Source organism: Gluconobacter sp. GP1 (genome assembly GCF_032913585.1).
In the GTDB taxonomy this organism is placed as follows: domain Bacteria; phylum Pseudomonadota; class Alphaproteobacteria; order Acetobacterales; family Acetobacteraceae; genus Gluconobacter; species Gluconobacter cerinus.
This window is the reverse complement of record NZ_JASGXC010000007.1, coordinates 5,416-31,144: the sequence shown is the minus strand read 5'-3', so window position 1 is coordinate 31,144 and position 25,729 is coordinate 5,416. Positions and strand designations below refer to the sequence as shown.

Sequence of the window (25,729 nt, the reverse complement as noted above, 5' to 3'; positions counted from 1 at the left end):
GACGTACATGCGGCTTTTGTTCAGATCGATGCTGGGCAAACCGATGCTATGACCGAATACAGTGAGACACTTCGAGTAGCCTCACTAGATAGGTTTCTAGCCACAGCTTAAGTAAAAAACTCTCTTAACAAAGAGAGATAAGTTGGGTAAGGGCGGTGTATGAGCTACGCCGCCCTTGTTTCAGATTTTGCTGATCGTGATGCTTTTCCGATTGCAATCAATGAGGTGATCAACTGGATTAGAACCAGAACAGATCACGATATCATCAAGCTACATCCGGTTGATAGGGAACATAAATCCTATCGCGGGGCATTTCGCAGGCGTGCAATCTCCATTGGTGGGCCGTATAGCGATGACATTGAGATCCGTGTCGATATAGTTTTCGGCGCGGAACTTCATCCGCACATGAAGCGGTTAGTTATATGCAAAGAGCTTCTTCATGTATTCGATGCGCCTAAGGCATGTGTCAATACAGCAGAAAAAGTCCGTAGTTTGATCCCCGCTATGAATGTACCGGGAGAGATCCCGATTGATCTTCCGTTTATTATGGATAAGCTGGGAGTTTACCGTGCTCTGGCTGTGCTAATGCCAACTAAAGCTCGGAAACGACTAGCAGAGGCAGTTTCTAGCGGAGCGCGGACTGTAGAAGAGGTTGCAACACATGTAGCGCTTCCTACAGCTGATGTTGATTTATGGCTGCGCTTGGGTGATGCTTTCGAAATCATAATTGGTGTTGCTCATAGTGTTTCGGAGGAAGCTGATCCTATAGCAGGTGAAAAGGGCCTAGCGGTCGAGTAAGATTTTCGCGTAAAATTAGTCAATCATAGTCCAGATAGTGCATGGGCGGCGTGCTTAAGCCATTCTGGACTATGGTGACCGTAAACGCGCTCAATCATATCCAAGCTATTACCTAAAAATTTGGCTACCATCTCAAACGGTACGCCACTCATGACCATCCAGGTGGCGCAGGTGTGTCGCAGTGTATGGGGCGTGACGTTCTTCAGGCCTGCTGCAACAGTGCAATCCCTGAAAGCATGGCGCACTGATGCGATCTTCTTTCCGTTGAACTCCACCACATAATCCGTACACCGGATCTGGACTGCTCCCTGAAGGGCTTCCTTCAGTTGAGGCACCATTGGGACGATTGAGCGCCTTTTGTTGCTCTCGCCGGCACCGAAATTGATAATCCCCGACACGAAATCGACCCGATCCCATTTGAGATCCAGAATGGCTCCTGTTCTTGCTCCGGTATAGAGGCCGATCAGAATGAAAAGGTGGACGTGGGGCGTCTTCGCTTCCGCAAGCAGTCGCTTTGCCTCTTCCCTGGTTAGCCATCGCTCGCGAGCTGGTGGAGCGGGCGGTGCTTCAATCTGAGGTGCTTCCGATATCCACTTTTCACTAACCGCCCATCGTAATGCAGCGCGCAGCGTCACGATCTCTCGGATGATTGTTCCATTCGATAGCGGCCTCTTTGTTTTGCGTGACGGGGTTCGCGCTCCTTCTTCACGGCGTTGATCTGCATACTTTCGGCAAACCTGACGTGTGAGATGCTCGGGCTTCAGATCTCCCAGGTGAGAGACCAAAGCGGCGCTGGCATATTCGATACTGGCGATGCTTCTGACGCGCGGTCTGCGATCTTCAACATATCCGGCAAGGATCATGCGAACAGTTGGGCTTTCTGGCGGAAGAGGAGAATCCAGTCCCGCCATGAACTGCCTCAGTTTGCGTTTTGCTTCCTCGCGATCTGCCGTGCCGAGAGAAATACGTCTCTTTTCCTTTCCATCCCACCATTGGACATAGAAACGACCGTTCCGTTCTGCGAGGCTGTATGATGGGTCTGTGCTTCTGGGGCGTGCCACGTCAGGTTCTCTCGTTCGTATGCTGCTACTGCGTCTGGGTGAATGCGTTTTGCTGATCCAATCTGGATGGATGGCAGTCGACCAGAGCGGATTAAATTGTGAACTGACTGCTTCGACACGTTCCATCTGTCTGCCAGATTGGCAACGCGTAAGAGCTTCACTGGGTGAAGCGCTCCACTCACGACAGATCCTCCGTGAACGTGGCAAAGCTGGTGGGACGCCAGTTCGGCATTTTCCCGATCATTGCTTCTCGCAGCTTGGTGGCGGAATACTTCGCAGGTTTTGCTTCGTCGCTAATCGGATCGGACACCAGTCTCTGATCAATGGCGATTTTCCAGAGCTCATTGCCGTTGAAATGCTCAAGCACTGACGCGGTATCGATCCGATCGATATAGTCGTCCGCTCCAAGTATTCGCCCGATCATCTCGCCAATCTGATAGCTCTGATCGTTTCTGGAGGTACTGGTGCGACGATATGGGGCCGTAACCACCGCATGTCTCGCAATGACCTGGAGCGCTAGGTCCGTAATTTCGCAGGTTTCCAGCACACACCCATGCTTCAGGATGGGCGCGTACAGATCCCGATCCGTGTACCTTCCTCCAATCAGAAGCGCGATCAGACAGATGATGATCAGGTCCTGGTCTACATCTCCCTCCAGCGCCGCTTTCTGGACTGCTTTGGTCATGATGTCGGCAAGCACGCTTTGGCCTGCTTTAGTAACAGGGATCTTGCTCATGCTGCGTCCTCCGCAACGGTTGGCATCGCCCATTCCGGGATTTGATAAGAGTGTTCACCACCTGGGTTGCGACCGTGGTTAGGCATGATGATGCCGCCCACGTCCACGTGGCCCGGGATCTCCAGTACTGTAGGAAGTCCGTCTGGCTGGGCAGTCATCCAGAATGGGAAATTGCCCTCTTTCGTGTACGAACGGACGGCATGTGATGCCCTCGCGAGCAAATTGGTGGCAATTTCCAGTGTCGGGCAGACCTCGGCGCGCGTCTTGTCAGCAAGAACGTCTCTCCATTTTGGAAATTCGCGCTCGGACGAAAGGGCAGAGACAAAACCCCTTTCGATAGACGTGCCGGTGCGGTCCAGTGCTTCCCAAACAAACCAGCGCATTCCAGGTGCTCGATCACAAGCTGGATCTGCTTCAAACGAAACAGAGCGAATGTCCCATTCCCGACAAATGTGGATCAGGCGTGCAGTCTTCGACCAATCCAACGTGAAGGCCTCAAAGGGCGGATCACAGAGGAAGCTGGACCGGGCATAGAGCATCATCGCGCCATCAGTGGCAACGCAGACGGCGCGGCCCTGGTGGTACTCAACGCGTATGCCGCGCAAGTAGTCACGGGAGCACCTACGGTCAACGCCATAAGACACGAAAGCCAAGGCGCGGCCTTCAATATGAACTGCTTTGTCAGCCATTTTTCTTGCCTCGGTGAGAGGTTGAAATAGGTGGGAGTAGGCCCTGCTTGATGAACTGATCTCGACGCCAGCCCACTGTCGTTGGGCAGAGGCCTAACCGCTGTCCGATCGCCGTTAAGGGCATGTCCTGCCTGAGCAGTTTCAGCACGCGCTCCGGGTCCACTTTGGGCTTGCGGCCTGCGTTGCTTGCGGAAGAGCGGGCGGTCACAGCGGCAGATCCGGCGTGAACCCTTCGTCGAGGGTGGCGTGACTAGATCCGTGGGGAGTGGCTCTGGCGATGACCTTCCGGCCATGCTTGATTGACACGGGGCCGCGCTTGCACTGAGCCCAGCTCAGGGCCGCCACGTTTGCGCCCTGGCGCGTGGCATAGCGCACGACGACGCGCCCCTTTCTGTCGCAGATCCCGAAAGGAGGGCGCTTTGCCTTGGTCATGGCTGCCTCCGAACTGGGGCGCCCATGGTGATTTCGCGCAGGCTTTGAACCTGCTTCCAGCAATGCGCGGAAAGCCGCGCGTCATCGATTTCGATTGTGGGCGCAACTGTGACGGGGCGACAGTCTATTGCGACTGGTTCGGGAAAGTCGGGAATGCTCTCAGGAAGCAGATTTAGGGTCAGAAGGCGAGAAAGCTGAATTTCCAGATCAGACGCGCAGCTATCCCATGTCTGAGCCATGCGTTCATCGCCAGCGGCGGCATTGCGCTTGGCAAGGTTACGGACACTGACGGCGCGATCGCGCAGATCTCGTGCCTGGTGGTGAATGTCTGGTTCAATGCTGTCCTGCAGGAAGCGGTCAAAGCCGCTCTGGGTCCGTGTGTGCTGCAGGAGTGGTTGTCTGGACGACATGTGTTCTCTCCGTCGCATGGGGCGATGGGAAGAACGTAGCCATAATGGCTATTATCGGTCAATAACATATAGCCGATATGGCTAGTTTTAGATGGGTTACAATATGTTATCCCTTGAAAATGAAGAGAATTATTTTTTTTCCTCTCCTGATAATGGCGTTGGCGCCACCAGGTCGGGGGCAAATCTCATCAGAGCATAAAGTAAACATGGCTGAATTTGTCTATGGGCGGAGCTTGGCAAAGCAGTGCGCGCGTGGTGATTACGGCACCAAAGAGCATGAAAACTGTCTCATTAGGCATCTATGGCAATGTGATGGATTGCTGTCAGGTACATGTGCGGCGCATGTCTCGTTACCAAGGCAGCAAGGTGCCTATTTTGAAGAGTTTGAAGAGGCTTATTCTAAGGATGGACGTCAGCCCCCGAACGATAACTTAGATCTTGATATATTTAAGTTTTTCTCTGGTAGTTACGATAAATTTTGTTGGTACTACGGCGTCAAGTGCGGCGATATGGACCATTCATATGTGACGTATAGAAAAACCGCGCTTGGTAAAATTATTCCTATGAAGTCACATAGATAATTAAAGAATATCTTCAGGCTCGAGAACTTTATGGATGGAAACTATTGAACGTGCGGGCCATTCGATAACTTTATCTGGGTTATATTGCTTGAGAACAAGTTTCCCGTCGTCTCGCTTGATATATTCCTTGATGTAGGCCTGTTCGTAGTCGCTATTGTCCGGTTTGACGACTACTACGACTCTGTCATGTTTGTTTGGTCTTCTTATGGGGTCCACATAGACAAGCTGCCCTGGGCGCTTCCATGGTTCCATGCTGTCGCCTTCTACATAGAGGGCATAAATATCTTTGCGATATTCTATCTTGGGGCCGCGTGGAGCTAGATCGATAACTTCGCCTGCGTGCAGTATAAACGCGCCTTCATTTAGGCTGCATGCAGCGGTTCCGAAGACGGGAATATCTCGCGTCATCGGAATCAGGGTTGTTCGGTCAGTCGGGCTTGTTTCAACAACCCGGCTAGGGGGATCTAGTTCAGTGGGGGGTGGAATTGGACTGCCTACGACAGCGTAAAGATCCTCTACTCGCACCTGCAGCGCCTTAGCGATCGCGTTAGCAAAGGTTTTTGTGACGCCTCGTTGGCCTAATTCAATCTTGCTGAGAGTAGGCGGCTGGATATTTGCAGCTCGCGCTAGTTCTGCGGATGAAATATCCCGCGCAACACGGATTTCGCGTACTCGTGAGGGTGCGGCGTTGTCGGTCATATAGCCGGAATGGCTAAAATGTTGACAAGTGTCTATCGCCGTTTTGGCGTTGACCGAGTAGCCATTATGGCTACATATGGGGTTATGACCCTTGCTGAATATAAATCCCTGCACGGCCTTACCTACCAGCACCTAGCAGAATTGCTGGATGTTCATGGGCGAGCAGCAGCACGAACGGTCCAAAGATACGCTGAGGGAGAGCGTTTTCCGGACCCAAGGATGTTGCTGAAAATTGCTGAGGTAACAGCAGGGGAAGTTACGCCAGATGATTGCGTCCGTGCGTATATCGCAAATAATTCGTCTCCGGAGAAAGCAGCATGAAAATCGTCCATGCCGTCATCCGTAAATCGCACTCGCGTGTCTGTCATCCGGATGGTGTCCGGAGATGAGCGTTCTGGCAATCAAGACCGCCACGCAGGCTGCAATCCGTGAAGTTGGAAGCCTAGACGCTGCGGCATCAATCGCGCGTGTGGGTCGTTCGCAGCTCTCCGAATATCAGAGCCGCAATTATCCGGCTGTTGTTCCGGTAGATGTGGCAATCGTTCTGGATGAGTTCGCGCAAGCGCCGCTAATCCTGTCCGCCATGGCGCAGGCAGAAGGCTACTCCATCGCCCCGATCCATCTTGGAAAAGGCGACGTTGCCGAGATCATGGAAAGTGTAGCGATCAAATCCGGTTCCACGATGGCGACAACGGTACGCGTGCTGGCGGACGGTATCGTGACGGTGGATGAGGCGCATGACCTGATCGCGGATCTGATCGATCTTCAGCGTGTCGTCGCTCATGCCCTGCACATCGTTCAGGGACACGCGAAAGGAGGGCCGCGATAATGGCGCGTCCTTCTCTTGATAGTGCCCGGATCGAGCCTGCCGTGCGTCGGATGCACGTCAGCGGATCCAGCGTTCGCGAGATTGCACGTCATGTCGGCGTCTCTGTCGGAAGCGTGCATGCAATGATTGGTCGGCTTGGCCTGTCACGGACATCGGCTCGCACGACGGCTACACGTCGCATGCGTCGTCATGCGCTTCCGGTCGGTGCTGGACTGGAGATCGCCCGTGTCTGATCTGCTCGATCCCTTCCAGTTTTTTACAGAATTGAAAAAAGATATTGCCGCCACTGGCAATCAGAGCCGTTACGCAGCGAAAATCGGTGTGGCTCACACGACCGTTTCTGCTGTCCTGCATTCCGAGCGTAACCCATCGCCGGAATTCCTGTCCGGCGCGGGTTTTGATCGCCTGGTGCGCTATCGCCTTCTACGTGGCGGCATCCATGCGCCGCTGATCAACGGAATGGATTTTTTTACAGAAGTGAAAAAACAGATCCGCGAAGCCGGATCTCTGACAGCCTTCTGTGCTCGCCATAAACTGCCGCTTGGCAGTGTTTCCAATTATCTGAATGACAGCCGTCGTGCGTCCGATGCCCTTGTGAAGGCTGTCGGTTATGCGCGCCTGACGCGGTACCGCAGACGCGCTGTCCGGAGTGCTGCGGCATGAGTTCTGACTTTAATCCCGGTCTGTTTGGCGGGGCCATGCGGTCGGTTCCGAACAACTTGTCCTGTGAATGTGCACTTCTTGGCTCTGTTCTCATGCATTCCAAGAAGACCATGGAAGCCGTGGAGGAAATCCTGCGGCCAGAGCATTTCTATGATCGCCTGAATGGCGTGATCTATGAAAAGGCTCTGATGATTTACAATGAAGGGCGAACCGTCGATCCCTTCACGATCATCCGCCATTTCGAGCATCCTGATCTCGATCTCTGGGGCGAGGTCGATCCCAAGGTTTATATCAGCAAGCTGGCGACCGCTTATGTCAGTGACCGGCTTGCTTATGACTACGCGCGGGAAATCCGTGAAACGGCGATGCGTCGTGACCTGATGGCGCTTTGTCAACAGACGTCTGATGCGTGCTGCAAACCGGAAGACCAGAAGGCAGAAGAAATTCTTGAAGGGCATGAAGCGGCCCTGATGCATCTGGCTTCGGGTAATACAGAAACCCAACCGAACGTCACCTTTCATGAGGCTCTTTGCACGGCTGTCACAAAAGCAAAGGAAGCCGTTGCGCGTGGCTCTGCGCTTGCAGGTCTGTCCTGGGGATACAAGTCGCTTGATCGTCTGACGAACGGTCTTGTCGGCGGAAATATGTACGTCCTCGGCGCGCGTCCTGCCATGGGCAAGACCTCTCTTGGGTTAGGGATCGGGCTCCGGATCGCGTCCAACGGTGCCCGGGTCCTGTTCTGGTCAGGCGAAATGACGGCTGACCAGCTTGGTGCCCGTGGTGGTGCGGCCAAGAGTGGGCTGAACCTGCGATCGGTCTTTTCAGGGCGCCGTTGGGATGTTCCTGAGGAAGCCATGACGGGTGAGCAGCCACCGCTGGAAGACTGGCAGTGGGCCGCGCTCAATCGTGCCTGTGACGCAGCCTATCATCTGGCTCTGGAAACAGACACGCGCGGCGGCCTGTCGGTTGCGATGTTGCGGTCACGCGCGCGGCGTATGAAGCGCTCCAAGAAAGGGCTCGATGCCATCGTTCTGGATTACGTCCAGCTGATGCGCGGATCGCCTCGCGTGCGTGGTCGCCTGCGGTACGAAGAAATGACCGAAATCAGCAATGAGCTGAAAGTTCTGGCCAAGGAGCTGGATGTGCCGGTCATTGTTCTGGCGCAGCTCAACCGTGAATCAGAGAAGCGCGAAAATAAGCGTCCGCAAATGCAGGATCTTCGGGATACCGGCGCCCTGGAGCAGGATGCTGATGTCATCGGCCTCATTCATCGTGAGCATTACTATCTCAAGAAAGAGGCCTCGTCCGGTGAGCTGACGCGGCGTGATCGTGAAAGTCCGGAGCAGTTCAGTCTGCGGTGTCAGGAATTCAATGATCGCCTGGATAAGGCGCGGGGCAGGGGTGACGTGCACATCGTCAAGAACCGTCATGGCCCGGAAGGCCGCTGCCGGATGCTATTCGATGATGAGACCACCTGGTTCCGTGACGAAAGCGAAGATCCGCGCAGCCCTGCATGGGGCCGTGAACTGGCAGACGCCTGATGAGCAGTCGCCAGCGTCCCGGAAAGCATGCGCGGTCGGTGATGTCCGATCGTCGCTGGCCGCTTCTGTCGCTGGCGGCGCGCGCTTTGTGGCTTGGCAGTACGGATGTCGGGGATGTTGTCCCGGCTGTTCGTGCGCCTGGTCGTACAGGCGTCTCTGTCGAGGATTATGCCCGCTACCTGGCCACGGATACGGATGTCGTCCGTCTGGCTGTCCGTGAGTTGGTCCAGTGCGACGTCATGGAGCCCGTCGGTTCCGGTTTCCGTCTCAAATCCTACTGAGTTTCTAGGTTTTTTATCCCGCCCCTGCTGCGGGTTCAGGAGTTTCTGACGTGAAGGTCAGCGCAACACATCGCACGCAGCTCGCAAAGATCGCCCTGATGCAGGTCGAGAACCTTGCGCTGAATGCCCTTGATGCCGTGATGGTTCTGTCATGGGTGCGGCTGTGCACCTATCTGATACTGAACTGCCCGGACGGCGTCCTGAACGTGTCGTTCCCTGGTGCATTGTCTGCACTCGCCCGCACCAAGGTTTTCTGCGACGAAAACCTAATCGAAACCTACCTGAAAACCTACGCGGAAACCCAACTGATAACCTGGGATCAGCAGGCGAAAACCATCAGTCTTCCGTCTGATCTGGGGGCCACGGCTCGCCAGATCGCATCCCGTGAGAATGGAAGAAAGGGCGGAAGACCGCCGGGAAAATCCAAGAAAGGAAAGGTTCAGGACAATCGTCAGAGCAGCATCATGCTGCCTATTTCAGGAGGCAAAGACGTGGCGCAAGAAAACCTAGAAAAAACCCACCCTACACGTACGCGCGCGGAAGCTAAGCTTAGCTTTAAATCTTCTTCAGAAGATAAGCTTAAGCTTGATGCAGCATTCAATCGCATTGGACCCAAGGCCTATGAGGCGGCTGACCTCGATCCGGCTCGCGACATGGGAAATTACGGCATTGCCCGGCAGTGGTGTGCGGATGGTCTGGCCAAGGGACTGACGGAAGCGGAGATTGAGCGGCTGGTCCTGTTCGTGGTTCGCGAGGTCTCAGCGCGTGAACGGGCCAAGGGCAACGGCATCAGCTTCGGGTATTTCCACAAGGCCGTCACGCAGGCGATTGCTCGTGGCGATGTGCCGGAAGAGCCAAAGACATTGGATCAGCTCAAGGGTGAGCGTGCCTGGGAAGAGGCTATGGCGGACTACAATCAGCGTCGTGCCTGTGGTGAAACTGGGTTGCGTCGTCCTGAGCTAACTGACTTCGTGGGGCAGGTGGCGGCATGAAGCGTCGGCATCGCATGGACCTGTCGCATGACGTTCCGAAACAGGTTGCTGAATGGATGGATGAGGCCGCTCTGACACTGGCTGCTTTGCCTGCTCATGGGCTGCGTCCATCTGGGGCTCGCGGCTTCTGGCCCGACATTGTTCCAGATGAAGAGGATCTGAAATGGACGCGTGACAGTGACATCCTGCCACCACGGCCAACGCCGGATGACGTGTCGAGAATGGACCTCGTGTTCTCCTGGCTGACGTTCCTCGGCGAGCGGAATGAGAATCGCGAGTTGCGGCTTGTCGTGCAGCTTTACATGCGTGTGCATCCGATCTCAGGGAAACACCTGCTGTCATGGGAGAAAATCGGCAGAAAACTCGGCATTGGACGCAATACAGCGCAGCGCCGCTATCTAACGGCCTGCTGCCTGATTGCAGAAAAAATACGGACCGGACAATTTCCGCTTGACCGTTTGGACCAAATTGAACACTTTCCAACGTCATAATTGCGAGGCGTGCATCCGAAAGGGTTCACGTCTTTTTTTATGCTCTGAATGAGGACGCTGCCATGCCAGTAAGATCGCCGGTTTTTCGGCCTCGCTGGCACAAAGATGGTGTTCAGAAGCGCAGGGATTTCGATCTGAAACGCGGCTCTGCTCGCAAGCGTGGCTACGATGCAGACTGGGAAAAAGTTCGAGCCCGCCATCTGGCGATCCATCCCTGCTGTTGTGTGCCAGGATGTCGTACTCCAAGGGACAGATTGAACGTCGATCACATCGAAAGTGTCCGGGAATCACCCGAAAGACGCCTCGATCCGACAAATTTGCGCACTTTGTGTCAGTCTCATCATTCAGCCCGGACCAGCCGGGATCATTCCTGGAACCAGAAAAAATCTTGAGAAATGGCTGAAAACTGCCATTTCTTAATGAAAACGCCCCTCGATCCGAGGTCTGAGGGGGTGGGGGGTGTCAAATCCCTGCCCCCTCGGGCGCCTGGACCGCGCCAGGGGCAAATTTTCACACCCGCGAAATTGAGGGAAAAAGTTACCAGGACGGTTGATGGGCACCTTCCTGCGATTTCGCATGAAGAAAGGTCATCATCATGAAAGGACGAAAGCCTAATCCCCGACATCTTCGCGTGGTAAATGGAAATGCTGGAAAAAGGCCGCTACCGGAAGACGGATATCGTCTTTCTTCCGAGCGCGCTGATGCTCCAGAGCACTTGGACGATACTGCGCAGGATGCTTGGAACCGGCTTATGCCGGAATTGGTCGGCGTCGGGTCATTCACATCGCTCGATCACGATGCGCTTGCGCAATACTGCCAAGTCTATAGCCGCTGGCGTCGCGCTGAAGACGCTCTGAAAACGGCTGAGGAAGACACCTACGAGACCCATGGCAAGCAGGGGAAAATGCTGCGGGCGCGTCCAGAGGTCGCCATCATTGCAGAGTGCATCCGCCTGATGCGTTCCATCGGATCCGAGTTTGGGTTCTCGCCTGTGGCTCGACTTCGCCTGAAGGACATCGGGCAAGGCGACATGTTCAACGCGTTTGATGTCATGGATAGAAAAGCGAGATAGACGTGGCCAGATATCCTTATGTGCAGCGTGCGCAGCGCTACATCCGGGATGTCCTATCTGGGAAAACGCCGGCCTGTCAGTGGGTCGTAGCGGCCTGTATTCGCCATCAGCAGGATCTGGAAAGGTCTAAGCAGAAGAACTTCCCCTATCGCTTCGATAAGATCCAGGCAGAGCATGTCTGCGTTTTTCTGGAGCTGATGCCTCATATCAAAGGGCCGAAAGCCCGGAACGGCGAACTGATCGAACTGGAGAACTGGCAGTGCTTTATTCTGACCACGGCCTTTGGTTGGGTCTCGAAGAAGACAGGCTTCCGCCGCTTCCGGCGCGTCTACATTGAAGTCCCGCGCGGTAATGCCAAAAGTACCCTGTCATCTGGTGTCGCCTTGTACATGCTTACGGCAGATGGCGAGGCTGGCCCTGAAGTCTACTCCGCGGCGACAACGCGCGATCAGGCCAAGATTGTTTTTGGCGACGCGCGGAAGATGGTCCGTAAGCGTCGTGATTTGGTTCGGAAATACGCTCTGGATAACCAGACGCGCTTCATGCTGTGCGGCGCGAATGACGGTGAGTTTCGGCCTCTCTCGCGTGACGGCGAAACGCAGGACGGTCTGAATATTCACTTCGCCTGCCTCGACGAATTGCATGCCCATAAAACGCGTGAGGTTTTCGAGGTTGTTGAGACTGGCGCGGGCAAGCGAGATCAATCCCTGATCTGGGCCATCACGACGGCTGGTTTTAACCGCTCCGGGATCTGTTTTGAGACGCGATCCTATGTGGTTCAGGTGCTCCGCAAGGCGCTCGCAAGTTGGGATGCTAACCCTTACGCTTTGAAAGGCGACTTGGCAGACGACGAGCAGCAGTTTGGGATCATTTATACGCTTGATGATCAAGACGACTGGACTGATCCATCTGTCTGGCAGAAGGCCAACCCGAACTGGGGCATTTCTGTCATGCCTGACTACGTGGGCGGCCTTGCTCATAAGGCTATGCAGCTTGTCAGCGCTCAGAACGGCTTCAAGACGAAGCATCTGAATCTATGGGTCAATGCCGACCAGGCGTGGATGGATATGCGCGCGTGGGACGCCTGCGCAGATTATGACCTATCAGTTGATGATTTTGAGGCGGAAGAGTGCATTCTCTCGCTTGATTTGGCCAGTAAGATCGATCTTGCCGTCAGGCTCCGTCTGTTCCGGAGGGTGATTGACGGGAAAGCTCATTACTTTGTCTTCCCCGTTTTTTACCTGCCTCAAAAGCAGGTCGAAGAGTCGGGGAATGCTCAGTATGAAGGTTGGACAGTAGATGGATGGATCAAGGTCTCTGAGGGAGACGTCATCGACTTCGGAATGATCGAGGATGACATTCTGGACGACAATGCCTCTTTCAACCTGTCCGGTGTTCCCTACGATCCCTGGCAGGCAACACAACTCTCTCAGAGAATGAGGGATAAGGGTCTACCCATGCGGGAGTATGGGCAGACCGTTGCCAATATGTCTGAGCCCATGAAGGAATTAGAGGCATTGGTGCTCCTGCGTCGGTTGCATCATGACGGTAATCCTGTCCTGGCGTGGTGTATCGCAAACGTTGTCTGTCACACGGACGCGAAAGAGAACATTTATCCCCGCAAGGAACGTCCGGAAAATAAGATTGACGGGGCTGTGGCCCTGATCATGGCGCTTGGTAGCGCGCTTTCAGAAGAAAGCGACGAACTGGCTTACGAAGGAATGTAAAATCATGGGTCTTCTGGATTATCTGCGCGGGAGCCGTGGCGCATCGGCCTTCGTGCGCCAGGAGCCCGTTTTGACCAGTTCTATACCGGTTTCAGGGTTGAACGCATCTGCCGAAAATTTTCAGACTGGCGGATCCTGGACATCTTTCGGGATCGGTAGTCCAACCCGGTCGGGTGTCCAGGTCAACGAACGCACAACTATGGCTCTACCAGCTGTGATGCAGGCTTTGCGGATCCTGACAGGTGTTTTTGCCATGGTTCCGATGCACTATGTGCGACGGGATGCCAAAGGTATTCATCGGCTTGAAAAAGACCCGCTTTACAAGCTGATGAATGAGCGTCCGAATGACGTGCAGAGTCAGTATGATTTCCGGGAAATTCTTCTCGGTGACATCCTGATGACTGGCAATTTCTATGCCTACGTGTCGCGCGATGCCCTGATGCGTCCGTCTGTGCTGACCAGACTAGATCCTCTTGCGGTTCAGGATCTTCAGTCATTTGACCGACAGACAGGTCAGCAGATGTTCTATGATGCAACGCTGCCGGACGGCTCCAGTGGACGGTTTGCAGCGCGGGATATCTGGCATGTACGCGGCATGAGCCGAAACGGTCTTCAGGGGCTTAATCCAATTAAGTTCATGAAAGAAGCGTTCGGCGAGAGTATTGCGACAGCTGCTTACGTTCAGAACTACTGGCGCAATAATGGCCAGCCTCCCGTGATACTGACCTCAGATCAGAAGATTGGTAGTGATATCAGGGGGCAGATCAAGGAGGATTGGAAGGAAAAATTCTCCGGCGTAGATAATGCTGGTGAGCCTGCCGTGCTCGGTAGCGGCCTGAAGGCAAATTATATGCCCATCAACAACAAGGATGGGCAGCTGGTCGAGACCAGAACTATGCAGGTCCTCGACATTGCCCGCGCATGGGGCGTGCCTCCGCATCTGCTGTTTGAACTGTCAAAGGCCACTTTCGGCAATATCGAACAGCAGTCCCTGGAATTCGTGATCTATCACCTGGGGCCGCATTTCTCCCGTGTTTCGTCCAAGGCGGCCCATGCTTTTGCCGCAAGCGGATGCACGTTCATCCATGACCCGTCTGACCTTGTGAAGGGCGGCTTCCTGGACCGTGCCCAGGGCATCGCAGCTCTCCGGAACGGCGGCGTCATGAGTACCGATGAAGGGCGTGCCGAATTCAACCTGAACCCGGTCGGCGGTGATGCTGGCGGTGAGATCTGGCGTCCCATCAACATGGGAATCAGCGGACAGCCTAACCCGGATCCTGCAACAGGAAACTGACATGACAAGACTGTATGCGCTGGATGCCATCAGGGCGATGCCTTGGGCCATCCAGCCGGAATGGCTGGCCGCGATCGAAGCGGTTGCAGAGCGGACGATGCTGTCTCCAGATCTGGAGAAATTGCGGGAGAACGGATCTGCGGCCCGATATCAGGGCATGATGGCGGCTATTTCCAACGGCGGGACGCGGCTGGAGGGATCGAAAACAGCCACATTGAATAATGGTGTGGCCATGATCCCCGTGATGGGGCCGATCATGCCCTATGCCAATCTGATGGCAGATATCTGCGGCTACACGACGCTGGAGACACTGTCTTCTGACCTTCAGGTGGCTGCCGGCAATCCTAACGTCAGCCAGATCCTGATGATCATGGATAGTCCAGGCGGGGCCACCGTCCAGCTGAGTGACGTGGCAGGCCAGATCGCGGCCCTGGACAAGCCAGTGACTGTTTTCGTGACGGGAATGGCAGCATCGGCAGCTTACTGGCTCGCCAGTCAGGCAGATGAGATCATCATGGATAGCCTGGCTGTGGCGGGTTCGATCGGCATTGTCTGTTCGACCTCAACGCAGGTTGGTCCTGACGCAAATGGACGGAAAAGCGTGGATATCGTCAGTTCCAACGCTCCGAACAAGCGCCTGGACCCGGCCTCTGATGACGGACAGGCGCAGATCCGCGCCGTTCTGGACGATATGGAAGCCGTTTTCATGGCGGATGTCGCGCGTGGACGGAAAACCACGGTCGCGAACGTCCAGCAGAATTTCGGTCAGGGCGGCATGAAATCAGCGAAAAGCGCAGTTTCATCCGGCATGGCCGATGGAATTGGGACCCTGAGCGGCACTGTTGCCCGTCTGGGTGGCCAAAAAACCCCGAAAAACACAGCAAAGACGACGCCTCGACGGACTGCCGCCATGCAGGACCTGACGACGCGGCGCATGAGAGCACAGGAAGGCTGAAAATGGCTGATCGCATTACTCCACTCCGCGCCCGTCAGGGCGCAGTCCTTGCGGAGATGGAAACCATCGTCAACGCGGCTGTCAGCGATGGCAACCGTGAAATGACCGCTGAAGAGGCGGCGAGTTATGACGCGCTTCGGGCAGAAGATGACCGACTGACGGCGAATATCGCTCGTGAAGTCGATCTGGAGCGTCGTCAGGCTGCTGCGGCCCGTCCGATCGCAGCGCTTCCTGGCAATCCCGGAACTGCTCCTGGCACGGTTCCGGCGCAGGCTGCTGAAAAGCTGGATCCAGGGGTGAAATTCTCCCGTTTCGTGCGTGCTGTCGCTGCTACAAAGGGCCATGGCGGTATGCGGGCCGTGTCCGACTATGCAGAAAAGACCTGGGGCAGTGCGTTTGCTCTTCAGGCAGCGGACAACATGCAGGAATCAGTGGATGTGCAGGGTGGTTTCCTCGTGAATGAGGATTACAGCACTGATCTGATCGATGCGCTGCGGCCGGCTGTTGCGGTTCGTCGCATGGGGGCCGTGTCCATGCCGATGCCGAACGGCAACATGACGCATCGCAAGAAGACAGCCACGACAAGTGCCCAGTGGGTCGGTGAGCGTGATCCAATTATGCCTTCGGCTCCGTCTGTCGGCGTCCTGAAGCTCTCTGCCAAGAAGCTGGCAGCTTTGGTGCCCATCACCAACGATCTGCTGCGCTTCAATTCGATCCGCTCGGATGCCCTCGTTCGTGACGACGTGGTGCGGGAAGTCGGTATTGCAGAAGATCAGACGTTCATCCGTGGCGCAGGGTCTGCCTTTGCGCCGGCTGGTCTGCGGTATATGGCATCTGCCGCCAACGTCTTTGCTGCAACGGCAACTGTTTCCGTCCAGGGCGTGCGAAGCGATCTGAGTAAGCTCCGTCTTGGCCTGTCCCGTAACAATGTTCCGATGACGCGTTGTGGCTACATTATCAATCCGACGCTGAAGGAATTTTTGGAGCAGCTCCAGACTTCAACGGGCGCGTTGGCCTTCCCGGAAATTGCCCAGGGCCGGATCGGTTCTTATCCTTTCGCGGAAACCACGTCCGTTCCGGACAACCTCGGTGATGCCGGCAACCAGTCTGAGGTCTATTTCGCGGATTTCAGCCAGATCATGATCGGCGACGCCATGCAGACCACGCTCGCGGTCAGCACGGAAGCCTCTTACGTCGATAATGAAGGCAAGACCCGTTCAGCCTTCCAGAATGATGAAACGCTGGTTCGTGTCATCGAGCAGGTCGATATCGGGACACGCTATGACGCGGCCATTTCCGTTCTGACGGGTGCGGCCTGGTTCCCTGGTGCAGTAGCAGGACAGTAATCATGAAGCGCGTGACATTCACCGACCGCTGTGACGGGATCGGCTCTGTCTATAACAAGGGCGATGTTGCCGTTTTCCCGGACGCCGTGGCTGACGCCATTGTGGCGGCCAAGAAGGGCACTGCCGAGGCGATGTCTGATCCAGTGCCTGAACAGGGATCCGGCAAGAAGGATGATGTTGATCCTCCTGCCGATCCGAAAACTACGCCAGAAAATGGCAAATCCTGACGGCTCCCTTTTGGGAGCCGTTTTTGTTTGGAGGTGACGCATGCCTGTTGTTGTGACAGCAGCTGCAAAAACCGCCGCCCTGGTCGATCTGGAGAGTGTAAAAGCATATCTCCAGATCACGGGAGACGACCAGGACGCGACGCTCGCCAAATTGATTTCTCAGGCGTCCAGTTCGCTCTCAGCTTATCTCCAGCGCCCGTTAGCTCTGCAAGAGTATCGTGAGCGGCTTCGAATTCGTGGCCGATCAACAGCGATCAACCTGAGTGTTGGGCCAATCGCCACCATCCGGTCCATTTTGGTGGACGGTCAGCCTCTCACGGTGCTGGACGAGATGTCTGTGGACCGTGAGCATGCCAGAATTGAAGAGGTTGGGGGGCTGCCGTCTGCTGGATGCTGGGCAAGTCATATTCGTCAGGTCGAGATTGTCTATCTGGCGGGTTTCCTTTTGCCTGGGATGGATGAGCCAGAAAAACAGGTCGCTGATTTACTTCCATTAGAGTTCGAAAATCTTCCGGAAGACGTTGGGGGTGGCTGTCTGACAACAATCCAGATGCTGAAGTATGGGCAGGGCAGGGATGCGCTCCTGAAAACGGAAAGTGTTCAGGGGGTTGGGTCATCAACCTGGCAGGCCATGGATACCTCCATCGGGGCGATTTCGCCTGAAGCTGTTGCTTCCCTTGGGCGCCTGACGCTTGCCGCAGATTGGATGGCATAATGGGCCAGATTACTGAAAGTCGGCGTCGGCAGATCCAGCGCAAAGGCCGTATTATGCGGCTTATGACGCAAGATAAATCTAAGAGTGTTTCTCTTATGGGCTATGCCCCGCCGCCTACGGTCGCCACGATCGATGCGACATTGCCGGTCCAGGCCTTCATTACCCAGATCCTGAACGATGAACTGTCAGCAGCCGGCTACGGACCTCCCCTCAAGGGAGACCGCCTCTTCGACGGTGTGCGCGAATACACGCTGACGGATGCGTCCCCAGTCTATGACGGGGCAGACCTCTGTGGCTGGACCCTTATGACAGCAGGTGGAACATGACCTCTCCCGTCGTCTGGCAAGACGCCTTTGACCGCGCCAAGGCTGCGGGGGTTGCCCTCGGGCTGACGGTTCTGGATGCTTTGGAGCAACAACGCACAACGCCTGATGGACCTTTCGTCCTGTTTGAAGTGGCAAGCGCTTCTGCCGATCGCTTCGGCGCTGGTGAGATTGTCGATGAAGAAACCGGCCAGATCTGGCTGCACCTGATGGTGGAAAGCGGATCCGGGGCGCTGTCGGCCATCACCATGCGCAAAGCGCTTTCGGTGGCCTTCCGTGTCCCGGTCTCCCCGCTGCCAGAAGGCCTCTACTACGACGGCCAAGGTTTTGACCCTCCAGATGCTGATGACAAAGGCAACTGGTTCCGGTTCTCGCTGATGGTGGACTACCGCTACCAGGACCGCGTCCTAACAACGCCCTGAAAGGGATTTTCATGAAATACTTTGCTCTTCTTGAAACCGCTGCGGGCTCGAACGCCTATCGCCTGGGCGCATCAGAGATCGAGGCAGACAGCACATCTGACGCTATCGCCATTGCCACTAAAAGTGCGGAACCGGGCTGTCGTGCAGGTGTGTGGCCCTATCAGGCCGTGTCTGGTCAGGCGGCACCCGTGACGCCTGATGAAGCTGAATCCGGCAAGCTCTACAATGTTCTAGCGCAGCCTGGTGGCGCTGCGGGCAACTTTACGCTCGATGGCCAGACGCTCGGGTCTTTTGGCGCTGATGCCGCTGGCATGTGCCTCTCTCTGCAGCGGTTTTTCAATTACCGCCTGGGCCTCATCCCGACGGATGCCCAGCCTGCTCCGCAGCCGGCCACACCACCTGTCACGTCCGGCACTGGTGGCACGGTTTCGTCCGGGACTACGCCCGTCAGTTCGGGCTCCACGGTCAGCTCTGGCGGGACCGTCTCCGGGGGCTGATCTGTCCTGGCCTTCGATCCATTTCACAGTCGCCTCGGGCGGCTTTTTTTATGAGGGAAGCATGCCTTATACAGGGGCGACGGCCGGTTATGCCGCCGGCGAACAAACCAATACCAGCAAGCTGGATTATGCGCTGGAGACCACCTTCAACGTGGCACCAGGCGGGGCATACCAGCGCCTCCGGATGACAGGCGAAAGCCTTGCTGTTCAGGACGGTGTCGCCACGCCGGATGAGATCAACGACATCCCGGAAGATGCTGAAACCGTTCTGACCTCCCGTTCGACCCGAGGCAGTATCAACGGCGTCGTGTCTTACGGCACCTATGACGATCTTGTGGCCGGCGTGCTGGGCGCTGACTGGGTCTCAGTGGAGCGATCTCCCAACAGCGATGCGTGGGTCGCTGCGGTCAATGACGTCACGGCTGCAAACCTTGTGGGCTATAGCTGCGACAGCATCCTGATGAACAACTTTGACGTCTCCGGCATTCAAAAGGCCGGTGTCGTTCAGATTATTGATCAGACCAAAAATTTCAGCGTTTCTCTACCCTATCGCCTGCTGCTGCGTGGGGGGCTGGGGCCAACGCTTGTTGTTCCTCTGCACAGTTTTGACGCGCTCGTGGGATCCGGCACGACTTACGCCCTGAATAAAGACGCGCAGGTCACGTTCAACAGTCTGGTCAATGACAAGCTGGGGAAGACCTTCACGTTCCGCAAAGCCCTGGCGGGACAGTGGCAGCATTTTACCGGCAACATGGTCAGCCAGGTGCAGATTTCTCTGCAGCAGGGGCAGGCCCCGACCATCCAGATCGATGTCGTGGGCTCTGACATGAAGGTGTCCACTGTCGATGTTTCAGGATCCGTCACGCCAGCCACGTCTTCGCCCATCATGAATACCGTGGACAACTTTCTCGGCTGCAAGATCTTCGGAACAGCGCCTGCCGGCTGCATCCGCAGTGCCTCCATTACCCTGTCGCGCAATGGCAATGCCCAGGACACGGGCATGGGTCATGTGGGCGCGTGTGGCGTCCAGTTCGGTTCGCTCCAGGCGCGGATGGAGATCCAGTATTTCTTCAAGGACTACACACAGTTCCTGGCCTGGCAGGCTGGCCAGAAAGGCGTGGTGTCCGTTTCGATCCAGGACGCCTCTGGTAACGGCTATGAGTTCATGATGCTCAACGGGCGGATCTTCAATCCGACCAATCCGATCAACCAGAAGAACAGCACGATCGTGACCACCGTTTCCGTGACCGGAAACCCGCTGCCGGGTGGTGGCACCTTTGGCATTCGCCGGATCGTCGCAGGCGTCTGATCCCCGCCGCCTGACTGAGTTTTCGCGCCGCCTTCGGGTGGCTTTTTTTATGCCCAGAGGGTCGAAGCCCGGCCCTCATTTCTGACTGGAAAAATGAACATGGCAAAGCTGTCTGCCTTTTCTCGTGACCGTAACCGGGTTTCTCAAGGAGAAGAAATCGAAGTTGGCCCAGAGAACAATACTTTCTTCATCACGACGCGAGGCTTCACAACGTCCTATCGTGACACACTTTATGCACTCCGCCTGGAAGCTGCACGTGATCTGAATCGATCCCAGCGTGTAGGAGCTGGTTTTTACACACCAGAATCACTGCCACCAACCACTGATGATCTTTGCCAAGGTAAGGCGCTGGCTCGGGAATGTGTTCTGGGGGTCCGTGGGCTCGACGGTGATGATGGTCAGGAAGTCACGATTGATGACTTCAAATCCATGCTCGAAGGCGGTGATTTTCCTGCCATCGTTGCTCTTTCTGCTATGGCAGCGGGCCGCGTCGGTAGCGACCGGGAAGATCAGGTCAAGGCGTCCGAGGGAAACTGATCGAGGCACTTCAGTGGGAACTGGAGTGGGGTGCTTACGATCGGGACGGTGAGGCGAAAGAGTTGCGGGAACATGCCCGCAGCCTCCGTGTGTTACCGAACCCTTCCAATCAGACACCATGGCGCGCCTGGCATGATCTCCAGCATGACAGGCAGTGGATCTGCGACGGGATTGGCGCCCCAATGGGTGTTACACGGATCGTTTCCCGGCCACAGCCCATTCTCTGGCAGTCCATTGATCTGTGGTGTGCCACGAATGGCGTCTGTGAAGATGAGCGGCCTTATCTGCACATCCTTGTCCGCTCCATGGATGCGATTTTTCTGCAATTTAAAAACGATGAAATTACGCAGGGGCTGCAGAACGCTCTTCGGGGGTAATGTATGGCGTCGCCACGCAGTGTTGCCCGGAATATCCGTCTATTTCGGGATCAGGCTTTGTCTCCGGCTGCCCAGTCGGCACGGCTTGCTGCTGTTGCCATCCAGTTCCGGGATCAAGCGGTCCGGAGTGGTGATGCTCCTCCGCACTGGACTACGAACGTGGATGGCCGTCAGGACGCGCCAGAAAGCTCTGTCCGCCCAGACGGGTTCATTCTCTACAAATTCAACGTCATGGGATTGGCGGCCAAGGCTGCGCTGCAACTTTGCAAAGAGCGCTCTCCGGTTCGCTCCGGACGATACTGTGACAGCTGGGTCGTTGTGGTCGATGGCAGGCCCTGGACAACCGATGTGGCGGACGTCCCTGACGGGGCGGAAATCATGATTGTTAATCCGCAACCTTATGCGCGCAAGATCGATACGGGCGCCATGAAGAAAATGAGCGTCCCTCCTGGAATTGTCGAGGCTGTACGCCAGTCCGTTCAACGGAAATTTCCAACCGTGAATGCAGCGCGTGCCTTTGTCACGGTGCCCTCCGGCCTTCTGGAAAACGCACCTTACATCCTGCGTCGAAATGGACGTGCAAAAGATCGAACAGCCGGAAAAGCTATCACTTATCCGGCTCTGATACTCACCCGAAGATCCTGAGGTTTTGTCATGCCGACAGTCGAGCAGATCGAGGTTTCCTATCGTGGCCAGATCGCGGCTGCGGCGCAGGCTGATGCTGATGCCCTGGATAAGGTTGCGGACGGTTTAGACCGGGTCGGTGATTCAGCTGAGGTCACAGACACTAAAATTACCCGGACGTCCAAGACCGCTGAGGGCTGGGTTAAAAGCCTGGATGCAGTCACGAAATCTGCAACGGCTCTGCAAAAGGCGCAGGACAAGCTGAATGAGGTGACCGACACGGTCAATGAAGGCGTCCGCAAGGGTGAAGTCACTCAGGCTGAAGCCGCCCGGACGATCGATGCCCAGACCGCCAAGGTGAAGAAGCTTTCGGACGCCCATGACGCGGCGGTGAAATCGGCCAAGGGTGCCAGCGATGCGCTCCAGGACACGACCGACAAGGTCAAGCTGTCTGGCTATCAGTTCGGTATTGTGGCTGATGAGGCTCACAAGTTTTTTGATCAGGTCATGTCTGGCGGCTCTGCCATGAAGGCAGCCTTCTACCAGGTGCCGAATATCGTCCAGACCATGGGCGGTTTCGGAAGTGCCGTGAAGGTCGTGGGCGGATTTCTGTCTGGCCCGGGCGGTCTTGCTGTCGCTGCTGCTGCGGGTGCTGCTGCCATCTATAAAGTGGGCTCGGCAGCCGAGGCGGAACAGGAAACACTGGCCACCCTGTCACAGCATCTGCGAGCAACACGCGATGACTACACGGCCATGGCCTCATCGGCCGAGGCAGCAGCACGCCAGCTTTCGTCCGGAAGTGGTCTGTCTCTTGATGACAGCCGGTCTGTCACCACGACATTTGCAGCTGTGCCTACAATTGACGGCTCCAGCCTTCGGGCACTCTCAGCAGAAGCGCGGGATCTGGCAGAAGTCATGGGTGAGACGGTTCCTGATGCCGCCAAGACCATGGCGGATGCCTATGCCGATCCGGCCAAGGCTGCCCAAGACTTTGCCGACAAGGGTTTGCTTGGGGTCCATCAGGGCCTAGTCAGTCAAATTGAAGATCTTCAGAATTCTGGCAACCGTCTTCAGGCCTGGCAGCTGCTGATGCAGAAGGTCGGGACGGCGACGTCTGGCGCAGCACGTCAGGGCCTGACGCCGTTCCAGCAGGCCTTGCATGACCTGAAAGATGCCTGGGCAGCTCCGCTTGCGAGCGCCAAAACGTTTGTGGACGAGATCGGTGATGGCATTGTAGCGGGTGCCACAAAGGGCGTTCAGGCTCTGGCCTCTCTGGGCAATGAACTCCAGTCAGCTAAAAAATGGATGGACAGCTTTCAGCCTGCGCACGTCGCCTATGAGACGCAGCAGGCCACGCTTCAGAGTGGGTCCGCTTCTGGGGTCTCGGGACTGATTGACAGTGTTGGTTCCCAGATCGGGGCCAGCTCTGATGTCATATCACTAGCGCACCGGATCCAGCCAGTGGAAAGTGCCACGGGCCAGTACAAGAATGGTCAGGTCGTCACGTCCTCTGCTGGTGCGATCGGGGCCATGCAGGTCATGCCGTCCAATGCGGCCGGGAATGACCTGACGGACCCGACCGGCAATGTCACGGCCGCCGAACGGCTCCTGGTGCATCTGTATGACAAGTACAGCGGCAATCAGCAGCTGGTCGCCATGGCGTATAACTGGGGTGAAGGAAACGTCGATCAATATCTGAAGGGCGAAAAATCAGCTCCTCAGTCTGTCATGGACTACGCGCAGACCGTCACGGGCGGGGAGGTTTACGGGGCCACGAAGACAGCTAGCCTCCAGAACAGCGTTGACGATGCTCTGAAGACATCAGACGGGTCCACGGCTTCGCAGGTCACGGATCAGACAAACGCCATCAAGATGCTGACGTCTGCCCAGCAGGCACTGGATGACCTGCACAAGGCCGGGAAAGTTACAGACGCAGATTATGCGGCATCGACGCAGGATCTGACGAACCGCCTGATGACTCACAAGGGCGCGTTAAACGAACTGAGAGATCCGCTCCAGGCTCTGGCGCATCAGCAGGAACAGGCCACGGATGCGGCCTGGGCCGGTACGGCTGCACAGAAAGCTATGGTGCAGGTTGATCAGCAGGTTGAGGAAGCCGCCCGCAAAATGGGGCAAGCCCATGCGTCCACGGCGGACATTCTCGTCGCAGAAGCGCGGGAACAACAGATCCTCACGGGAGAGTTTAACAGCTCTATCGACGCGATGGATCGCAAGACGGCTGCCCAGAATTCGCTGCTGTCCTCCTATGATGCCAGCAAGGGCAGATTGGACGATTATCTGCGGTCTGTGGAAGCCTCGGACACGGTCCAGGCTACCTCTACGACCAACACGCAGGAACAGGCGCGCCAGACGGCAGTTCTCACGGATGCTCTGAAGCGCCAGGCAGAGGCGCAGGCTGATATCACCACGGCGCGCAAGGCCTACGGGCAGTCTTTGGATCTCCAGTATATTCAGGCTGAGACAGCATCACTCGGGCAGAATTCTGATGCGGTGTCTGTCCAGATGGCCGTTCTAAAAGAGCGGAATGCCTTGCTGCAAAGTGGCTCTGATCTAACCTCCAAGGCCTCGCAGACCGATCTGGATAACGTTGCGGCGATCCAGTCAGCCACAAATGCCTACCAGCATCAGCAGGACACGCTGAATGAGCTGACCAGTGATATCTCATCCGCAGCGGATACGCTGTCGAGCAGCTTCACACAGGCCCTGGTCAACGCCTCAAATGGTGGGGTTACGTTCAAGTCTGCCATGCAGGGGGTGGAAAGCCAGCTGATCTCGATGATTGCCAAGCTGGCGTTAATCAATCCGCTCCTGAGTGCGATCGATGGTAAAAGCAGGACAACACTGGGGGATGTCTCTTCCATTCTGTCCGGTGGAAGTTCTTCCAGTTATACGGCGCAGGATGATGCGGATGCTCTCGGCGGTCTTGGATCGGCGGGATCGGCTTCGAGTTCTCTGAGTAGCGCGGGCGCTTCAACGTCCTGGCTCTCTTCCGGGCTTAAAACCAATCTGTTTGGAACTGCCACCGTCGGAAACCTGCTCGGTGGTGTTGGTGGCGGGTTCGGGATCGGCTCCGCCCTGTCCGGGATTGGCGGTGGCCTCAAGAGTAACGGCACAATCGGGAGTGCCGTGGGCGCAGCGGCTGGGGCGGCGGCCGGATCCTTCATTCCGGTGATCGGCACCATGCTGGGCGGCCTGATTGGCGGTGGCTTGGGCGGCCTTTTCGGTGGCCTGTTTGGCCACAAGAAAAATCCGTACACGATCGACCAGGTCATGACGACGGATGGTCAGTTGTCCCTTGGTAAGACCTGGAACCAAGCCCAGACCGACCAGATCACGGAGCAGCTGAAAAGCGACATTGCGTCTTTCAATTCAGTTCTGTCCTCTACCGGGGTGACGATCGGCGGCGGTGATGGTGGCCTGCTCGGAACGGTTCGTGACGACAAGAACAACAAGGACAAGTCCTTGCAGTCCGTGTCGCTAACGGATCTTCTGAAACAGGCGACCTACAGCACGTCAGATGCGACTTTCAATCAGGCGCTTCAGCAGGGGCTGCCAAGTAATGCGACCTCTGTGTCGGATTACACGACAGCCATTCAGAACCTGAAGACCATGGCTGATACTGTTGACCAGCTGGGCGTTGCCGTCTCGAAGTTCAATTCGGATGGTACCGTCACGGTCAGCAATTTCACTCAGGCGACCGGGGAGCTGAAAACAGCTCTGGACACGGCATTGGATGGGAAGACCCTGTCCACGTCCGATCTCCAGACGCAGATCTCCACTGTGACCACCTTCGTCAATTCGACCATGCCGGATCTGCTCAAGGCGACTGTCTCCGGACAGCAGTCCTGGGTGGACCAGATGGCGACCTTGCGACAGACCTATGAAGCGGCGGGGTCTCAGGCCGTCGCCTATGGTCTGGATGGAACGCAGCTCAATGCCAAATTCAGTGCGCTGTATGAGACGGGTTATGCCCAGCAGCTGGGGGCGTTGCGTGATTCAGACACGGCTGTGAACGCGCGGTATCTGACGGCCACGGGCGATGATCAGGGGGCAGCCCTTCTGACGTTCGACACCAGTGCC

The 25,729-nt window shown here is 56.2% G+C and carries 33 protein-coding genes and 1 pseudogene; 26 read left to right on the top strand and 8 right to left on the bottom strand.

The window, feature by feature from the left end; translation table 11 throughout:
• The first annotated feature begins 159 nt into the window (after positions 1-159).
• Positions 160-798 (top strand): hypothetical protein, encoded by a 639-nt coding sequence (locus R5H23_RS14075; protein ID WP_317215830.1) that lies wholly within the window; start codon positions 160-162, stop codon positions 796-798.
• A 23-nt stretch (positions 799-821) separates the two neighbouring features.
• On the opposite strand, the gene R5H23_RS14070 is transcribed toward R5H23_RS14075, so the two are convergent.
• From R5H23_RS14070 to R5H23_RS14045, 7 genes and pseudogenes are all read right to left on the bottom strand, one after another.
• Entirely contained in the window at positions 822-1,859 is a 1,038-nt protein-coding gene (locus R5H23_RS14070; protein WP_317215829.1) for a tyrosine-type recombinase/integrase, read from the bottom strand.
• 17 nt (positions 1,860-1,876) lie between these two features.
• Positions 1,877-2,020: pseudogene (locus R5H23_RS17120) on the bottom strand (helix-turn-helix domain-containing protein); the annotation flags it as partial.
• Between the two features lie 17 nt (positions 2,021-2,037).
• Positions 2,038-2,595, bottom strand: coding sequence for a hypothetical protein (locus tag R5H23_RS14065; protein ID WP_317215828.1), 558 nt, complete (start codon positions 2,593-2,595; stop codon positions 2,038-2,040).
• Positions 2,592-3,284: a hypothetical protein gene (locus R5H23_RS14060; RefSeq protein WP_317215827.1), complete on the bottom strand. Its 693-nt coding sequence runs from the start codon at positions 3,282-3,284 to the stop codon at positions 2,592-2,594. Before R5H23_RS14060 ends, R5H23_RS14065 begins: the two co-directional genes overlap by 4 nt.
• Positions 3,277-3,492 carry an Lrp/AsnC family transcriptional regulator gene (locus R5H23_RS14055; protein ID WP_211508591.1) on the bottom strand — a complete coding sequence of 72 codons (216 nt, stop codon included), beginning with the start codon at positions 3,490-3,492 and terminating at the stop codon, positions 3,277-3,279. The genes R5H23_RS14060 and R5H23_RS14055 overlap by 8 nt, the downstream gene beginning before the upstream one ends.
• Positions 3,489-3,716 carry a hypothetical protein gene (locus tag R5H23_RS14050; RefSeq protein ID WP_211508592.1) on the bottom strand — a complete coding sequence of 76 codons (228 nt, stop codon included), beginning with the start codon at positions 3,714-3,716 and terminating at the stop codon, positions 3,489-3,491. The genes R5H23_RS14055 and R5H23_RS14050 overlap by 4 nt, the downstream gene beginning before the upstream one ends.
• Entirely contained in the window at positions 3,713-4,126 is a 414-nt protein-coding gene (locus R5H23_RS14045; RefSeq protein ID WP_317215826.1) for a hypothetical protein, read from the bottom strand. Before R5H23_RS14045 ends, R5H23_RS14050 begins: the two co-directional genes overlap by 4 nt.
• Before the next feature lie 206 nt (positions 4,127-4,332).
• Here R5H23_RS14045 and R5H23_RS14040 point away from each other — a divergent pair, with 206 nt between their 5' ends.
• The gene (locus R5H23_RS14040) at positions 4,333-4,707 is read left to right on the top strand and encodes a hypothetical protein (protein WP_317215825.1); all 375 of its coding nucleotides are present in this window, start codon (positions 4,333-4,335) and stop codon (positions 4,705-4,707) included.
• On the opposite strand, the gene R5H23_RS14035 is transcribed toward R5H23_RS14040, so the two are convergent.
• Positions 4,708-5,406, bottom strand: a complete 699-nt coding sequence (locus R5H23_RS14035; protein ID WP_317215824.1) for a LexA family transcriptional regulator — start codon at positions 5,404-5,406, stop codon at positions 4,708-4,710.
• 18 nt (positions 5,407-5,424) lie between these two features.
• Here R5H23_RS14035 and R5H23_RS14030 point away from each other — a divergent pair, with 18 nt between their 5' ends.
• The 24 genes from R5H23_RS14030 to R5H23_RS13915 form a co-directional block, all read left to right on the top strand.
• Positions 5,425-5,727 carry a helix-turn-helix transcriptional regulator gene (locus R5H23_RS14030; RefSeq protein ID WP_317215823.1) on the top strand — a complete coding sequence of 101 codons (303 nt, stop codon included), beginning with the start codon at positions 5,425-5,427 and terminating at the stop codon, positions 5,725-5,727.
• 64 nt (positions 5,728-5,791) lie between these two features.
• On the top strand, positions 5,792-6,235 hold the full coding sequence (locus tag R5H23_RS14025; RefSeq protein WP_211497084.1) for a hypothetical protein: 444 nt from the start codon (positions 5,792-5,794) through the stop codon (positions 6,233-6,235).
• Positions 6,235-6,468, top strand: a complete 234-nt coding sequence (locus R5H23_RS14020; protein ID WP_317215822.1) for a hypothetical protein — start codon at positions 6,235-6,237, stop codon at positions 6,466-6,468. The genes R5H23_RS14025 and R5H23_RS14020 overlap by 1 nt, the downstream gene beginning before the upstream one ends.
• Complete coding sequence (locus R5H23_RS14015) at positions 6,461-6,898, top strand: hypothetical protein (protein ID WP_317215821.1); 438 nt, start codon at positions 6,461-6,463, stop codon at positions 6,896-6,898. Before R5H23_RS14020 ends, R5H23_RS14015 begins: the two co-directional genes overlap by 8 nt.
• Positions 6,895-8,439: a DnaB-like helicase C-terminal domain-containing protein gene (locus R5H23_RS14010; RefSeq protein WP_317215820.1), complete on the top strand. Its 1,545-nt coding sequence runs from the start codon at positions 6,895-6,897 to the stop codon at positions 8,437-8,439. The genes R5H23_RS14015 and R5H23_RS14010 overlap by 4 nt, the downstream gene beginning before the upstream one ends.
• Complete coding sequence (locus R5H23_RS14005) at positions 8,439-8,720, top strand: hypothetical protein (RefSeq protein ID WP_247648795.1); 282 nt, start codon at positions 8,439-8,441, stop codon at positions 8,718-8,720. Before R5H23_RS14010 ends, R5H23_RS14005 begins: the two co-directional genes overlap by 1 nt.
• A 50-nt stretch (positions 8,721-8,770) precedes the next feature.
• On the top strand, positions 8,771-9,712 hold the full coding sequence (locus tag R5H23_RS14000) for a hypothetical protein (RefSeq protein WP_317215819.1): 942 nt from the start codon (positions 8,771-8,773) through the stop codon (positions 9,710-9,712).
• A complete protein-coding gene (locus R5H23_RS13995; RefSeq protein WP_317215818.1) occupies positions 9,709-10,203 on the top strand; it encodes a DUF6362 family protein in 495 nt (164 codons plus the stop codon). The genes R5H23_RS14000 and R5H23_RS13995 overlap by 4 nt, the downstream gene beginning before the upstream one ends.
• Before the next feature lie 62 nt (positions 10,204-10,265).
• Positions 10,266-10,595, top strand: coding sequence for an HNH endonuclease signature motif containing protein (locus R5H23_RS13990; RefSeq protein WP_317215817.1), 330 nt, complete (start codon positions 10,266-10,268; stop codon positions 10,593-10,595).
• A 203-nt stretch (positions 10,596-10,798) separates the two neighbouring features.
• On the top strand, positions 10,799-11,275 hold the full coding sequence (locus R5H23_RS13985; RefSeq protein WP_211508602.1) for a phage terminase small subunit P27 family: 477 nt from the start codon (positions 10,799-10,801) through the stop codon (positions 11,273-11,275).
• A 2-nt stretch (positions 11,276-11,277) separates the two neighbouring features.
• Positions 11,278-13,002, top strand: a complete 1,725-nt coding sequence (locus R5H23_RS13980) for a terminase TerL endonuclease subunit (RefSeq protein WP_211508603.1) — start codon at positions 11,278-11,280, stop codon at positions 13,000-13,002.
• Positions 13,003-13,006: 4 nt separating this feature from the next.
• The gene (locus R5H23_RS13975) at positions 13,007-14,296 is read left to right on the top strand and encodes a phage portal protein (protein ID WP_211508604.1); all 1,290 of its coding nucleotides are present in this window, start codon (positions 13,007-13,009) and stop codon (positions 14,294-14,296) included.
• Position 14,297: 1 nt separating this feature from the next.
• Complete coding sequence (locus R5H23_RS13970) at positions 14,298-15,251, top strand: S49 family peptidase (RefSeq protein WP_317215816.1); 954 nt, start codon at positions 14,298-14,300, stop codon at positions 15,249-15,251.
• 2 nt (positions 15,252-15,253) lie between these two features.
• Positions 15,254-16,597, top strand: a complete 1,344-nt coding sequence (locus tag R5H23_RS13965; RefSeq protein WP_317215815.1) for a phage major capsid protein — start codon at positions 15,254-15,256, stop codon at positions 16,595-16,597.
• 2 nt (positions 16,598-16,599) lie between these two features.
• Positions 16,600-16,824: a hypothetical protein gene (locus R5H23_RS13960; RefSeq protein ID WP_317215814.1), complete on the top strand. Its 225-nt coding sequence runs from the start codon at positions 16,600-16,602 to the stop codon at positions 16,822-16,824.
• A gap of 40 nt (positions 16,825-16,864) precedes the next feature.
• Positions 16,865-17,539 (top strand): phage head-tail connector protein, encoded by a 675-nt coding sequence (locus R5H23_RS13955; RefSeq protein ID WP_317215813.1) that lies wholly within the window; start codon positions 16,865-16,867, stop codon positions 17,537-17,539.
• On the top strand, positions 17,539-17,865 hold the full coding sequence (locus R5H23_RS13950) for a hypothetical protein (protein ID WP_317215811.1): 327 nt from the start codon (positions 17,539-17,541) through the stop codon (positions 17,863-17,865). The genes R5H23_RS13955 and R5H23_RS13950 overlap by 1 nt, the downstream gene beginning before the upstream one ends.
• Positions 17,862-18,284 carry a hypothetical protein gene (locus tag R5H23_RS13945; protein WP_317215810.1) on the top strand — a complete coding sequence of 141 codons (423 nt, stop codon included), beginning with the start codon at positions 17,862-17,864 and terminating at the stop codon, positions 18,282-18,284. Before R5H23_RS13950 ends, R5H23_RS13945 begins: the two co-directional genes overlap by 4 nt.
• A gap of 11 nt (positions 18,285-18,295) precedes the next feature.
• Complete coding sequence (locus R5H23_RS13940; RefSeq protein WP_317215809.1) at positions 18,296-18,781, top strand: hypothetical protein; 486 nt, start codon at positions 18,296-18,298, stop codon at positions 18,779-18,781.
• A 61-nt stretch (positions 18,782-18,842) separates the two neighbouring features.
• Entirely contained in the window at positions 18,843-20,090 is a 1,248-nt protein-coding gene (locus tag R5H23_RS13935) for a phage tail tube protein (protein WP_317215808.1), read from the top strand.
• A gap of 99 nt (positions 20,091-20,189) precedes the next feature.
• Positions 20,190-20,627, top strand: a complete 438-nt coding sequence (locus R5H23_RS13930) for a hypothetical protein (protein WP_317215807.1) — start codon at positions 20,190-20,192, stop codon at positions 20,625-20,627.
• A gap of 89 nt (positions 20,628-20,716) precedes the next feature.
• Positions 20,717-21,004 (top strand): hypothetical protein, encoded by a 288-nt coding sequence (locus R5H23_RS13925; RefSeq protein ID WP_317215806.1) that lies wholly within the window; start codon positions 20,717-20,719, stop codon positions 21,002-21,004.
• Between the two features lie 3 nt (positions 21,005-21,007).
• The gene (locus tag R5H23_RS13920; RefSeq protein ID WP_317215805.1) at positions 21,008-21,649 is read left to right on the top strand and encodes a hypothetical protein; all 642 of its coding nucleotides are present in this window, start codon (positions 21,008-21,010) and stop codon (positions 21,647-21,649) included.
• Positions 21,650-21,658: 9 nt separating this feature from the next.
• Positions 21,659-25,729 (top strand): phage tail length tape measure family protein (locus tag R5H23_RS13915; protein ID WP_317215804.1); only part of this gene is annotated, 4,071 nt, incomplete at its 3' end.

Bases quoted from the DNA above. Each gene is read 5' to 3' on its own strand.
- R5H23_RS14075 (WP_317215830.1), top strand. From the start codon at position 160: ATGAGCTACGCCGCCCTTGTTTCAGATTTTGCTGATCGTGATGCTTTT.
- R5H23_RS14065 (WP_317215828.1), bottom strand. From the start codon at position 2,595: ATGAGCAAGATCCCTGTTACTAAAGCAGGCCAAAGCGTGCTTGCCGAC.
- R5H23_RS14060 (WP_317215827.1), bottom strand. From the start codon at position 3,284: ATGGCTGACAAAGCAGTTCATATTGAAGGCCGCGCCTTGGCTTTCGTG.
- R5H23_RS14050 (WP_211508592.1), bottom strand. From the start codon at position 3,716: ATGACCAAGGCAAAGCGCCCTCCTTTCGGGATCTGCGACAGAAAGGGG.
- R5H23_RS14045 (WP_317215826.1), bottom strand. From the start codon at position 4,126: ATGTCGTCCAGACAACCACTCCTGCAGCACACACGGACCCAGAGCGGC.
- R5H23_RS14040 (WP_317215825.1), top strand. From the start codon at position 4,333: ATGGCTGAATTTGTCTATGGGCGGAGCTTGGCAAAGCAGTGCGCGCGT.
- R5H23_RS14035 (WP_317215824.1), bottom strand. From the start codon at position 5,406: ATGACCGACAACGCCGCACCCTCACGAGTACGCGAAATCCGTGTTGCG.
- R5H23_RS14030 (WP_317215823.1), top strand. From the start codon at position 5,425: ATGTTGACAAGTGTCTATCGCCGTTTTGGCGTTGACCGAGTAGCCATT.
- R5H23_RS14025 (WP_211497084.1), top strand. From the start codon at position 5,792: ATGAGCGTTCTGGCAATCAAGACCGCCACGCAGGCTGCAATCCGTGAA.
- R5H23_RS14020 (WP_317215822.1), top strand. From the start codon at position 6,235: ATGGCGCGTCCTTCTCTTGATAGTGCCCGGATCGAGCCTGCCGTGCGT.
- R5H23_RS14010 (WP_317215820.1), top strand. From the start codon at position 6,895: ATGAGTTCTGACTTTAATCCCGGTCTGTTTGGCGGGGCCATGCGGTCG.
- R5H23_RS14005 (WP_247648795.1), top strand. From the start codon at position 8,439: ATGAGCAGTCGCCAGCGTCCCGGAAAGCATGCGCGGTCGGTGATGTCC.
- R5H23_RS13995 (WP_317215818.1), top strand. From the start codon at position 9,709: ATGAAGCGTCGGCATCGCATGGACCTGTCGCATGACGTTCCGAAACAG.
- R5H23_RS13990 (WP_317215817.1), top strand. From the start codon at position 10,266: ATGCCAGTAAGATCGCCGGTTTTTCGGCCTCGCTGGCACAAAGATGGT.
- R5H23_RS13985 (WP_211508602.1), top strand. From the start codon at position 10,799: ATGAAAGGACGAAAGCCTAATCCCCGACATCTTCGCGTGGTAAATGGA.
- R5H23_RS13975 (WP_211508604.1), top strand. From the start codon at position 13,007: ATGGGTCTTCTGGATTATCTGCGCGGGAGCCGTGGCGCATCGGCCTTC.
- R5H23_RS13970 (WP_317215816.1), top strand. From the start codon at position 14,298: ATGACAAGACTGTATGCGCTGGATGCCATCAGGGCGATGCCTTGGGCC.
- R5H23_RS13965 (WP_317215815.1), top strand. From the start codon at position 15,254: ATGGCTGATCGCATTACTCCACTCCGCGCCCGTCAGGGCGCAGTCCTT.
- R5H23_RS13960 (WP_317215814.1), top strand. From the start codon at position 16,600: ATGAAGCGCGTGACATTCACCGACCGCTGTGACGGGATCGGCTCTGTC.
- R5H23_RS13955 (WP_317215813.1), top strand. From the start codon at position 16,865: ATGCCTGTTGTTGTGACAGCAGCTGCAAAAACCGCCGCCCTGGTCGAT.
- R5H23_RS13950 (WP_317215811.1), top strand. From the start codon at position 17,539: ATGGGCCAGATTACTGAAAGTCGGCGTCGGCAGATCCAGCGCAAAGGC.
- R5H23_RS13945 (WP_317215810.1), top strand. From the start codon at position 17,862: ATGACCTCTCCCGTCGTCTGGCAAGACGCCTTTGACCGCGCCAAGGCT.
- R5H23_RS13940 (WP_317215809.1), top strand. From the start codon at position 18,296: ATGAAATACTTTGCTCTTCTTGAAACCGCTGCGGGCTCGAACGCCTAT.
- R5H23_RS13935 (WP_317215808.1), top strand. From the start codon at position 18,843: ATGCCTTATACAGGGGCGACGGCCGGTTATGCCGCCGGCGAACAAACC.
- R5H23_RS13930 (WP_317215807.1), top strand. From the start codon at position 20,190: ATGGCAAAGCTGTCTGCCTTTTCTCGTGACCGTAACCGGGTTTCTCAA.
- R5H23_RS13920 (WP_317215805.1), top strand. From the start codon at position 21,008: ATGGCGTCGCCACGCAGTGTTGCCCGGAATATCCGTCTATTTCGGGAT.